This is a genomic window from Bradyrhizobium sp. (assembly GCF_016462955.1).
Taxonomy (GTDB): Bacteria; Pseudomonadota; Alphaproteobacteria; order Rhizobiales; family Xanthobacteraceae; genus Bradyrhizobium.
In genome coordinates this window covers 6,391-7,856 of record NZ_JAEMSD010000044.1, presented here as the reverse complement: position 1 = coordinate 7,856, position 1,466 = coordinate 6,391, and the positions used below count along the sequence as shown (strand labels likewise).

Sequence of the window (1,466 nt, the reverse complement as noted above, 5' to 3'; positions counted from 1 at the left end):
GGCAAGTGTCGTCCTCGCATAGATGAGCCCCCTCGCCGTAGTCGCGCCCCCGACCGCAACCCACGCGCCGATGACGAACAGGAACTGCCATGCGAACGGATTGAAGTACCAGTGGCCGGCAGGATACGCCCGTAGATTCCATCCCCATGCCTGTGCTGCGACGTAGATACCCGCCGAGATCGCCAACGCGACGTTGGGCCACCTCATGAGGACCCACAGCAGCGGCGGAAACGCGAACATCAACGCGATGTAGAGCGGCAGGACGTCGAGGTTTAGCGGCTTATATTCGAGCAAGAGCCCGTGCTTGAGGAACTCGACCGGGTCTCGAATGAGAAGTCGGATGTTGAATTCGTCGAGCAGGTGGGCGTGGCCGTACCGTTGTGCGACGTATCCGATGGTGACGACGTAGAAGACGAACAGCAGGATGTAGGCGACGTAGAGCTGCCATGCTCTGCCGAGAATGCCCAAGGCGGCGGCAAGGAGGCCCTTCGCCCTTGCTGTTCGCGCATAAACGAACGCCACGGTATATCCGGACACGAACACGAACAGTTCGGCAGCATCGCTGAAACCGTAGTTTCGGGCCGTGATCCAAGCGACCGCATTGTTCGGAACGTGGTCGACGAAGATCGCCCAGTTGGCCAGTCCCCGAAACAGGTCGAGGCGCAGGTCGCGGTCGCTGGTTTGGACCCCGTTGGCGGTCATGTAGACGCCCCCTCGCCCGCCCCACGGCTGCCCGGTATCGAAAGCAGCCGCAGCGCGTTCATGGTGACCAATACGGTCGCGCCGGTGTCGGCAAGGATTGCGGGCCAAAGTCCGGTGATCCCCGCGACCGTGGTGACCAGAAAGACCACCTTCAGTCCCAGTGCGATCGAGATGTTCTGCCGTATGACTCCCATCGTCCGCTTGGACAGTTCGATCATGGCTGGCACGTCGGCGACGCGTCCGTGAAGGACTGCGGCGTCCGCGGTCTCGAGCGCCACGTCGGTGCCGCCACCCATCGCCACGCCGACATCCGCGGCGGCGAGAGCCGGCGCATCGTTGATGCCGTCGCCGACCTTCAGGACGACTTCGCCCTGGTTCTTGTAGGCCTCGACGGTGCGCTGTTTGTCCTCCGGCATCATTTGCGCGCGATGGTCGATGCCAAGATCGCGCGCAAGGGCGGCGGCGGTACGGGGATTGTCGCCCGTTAGCATCACCGAACGGACCCCGGCGTCGGCCAGGCGACGCAGAGCCGCGACCGCATCGCTGCGCAACTCGTCCCGCATGGCGATGCAGCCGGCGGCCTCTTGATCGATGACGAGGACGGATACGGTTTTTCCTCGTTCGTTGAACGCCTCGACGAGATCTCTCTGCTCCTCAGAGAGCGCGACGATCCGTTCGGCCGCAGCGGGCGAGCCGAGGAAAACCGTTCGTCCCCCCAGCACTGCCCGAACGCCTTCTCCCGCCAGGTTTACGAAGTTCTCAAC

At 63.4% G+C, this 1,466-nt stretch carries 2 protein-coding genes; both read right to left on the bottom strand.

Annotated elements, in window-relative coordinates:
* The coding region (locus JHD07_RS07535; RefSeq protein WP_291620585.1) for an OpgC domain-containing protein at positions 1 to 702 on the bottom strand (702 nt) is incomplete at its 3' end.
* On the bottom strand, positions 699 to 1,466 hold a 768-nt coding region (locus tag JHD07_RS07530), incomplete at its 5' end, for an HAD-IC family P-type ATPase (protein WP_291620584.1). The genes JHD07_RS07535 and JHD07_RS07530, both read right to left, overlap by 4 nt.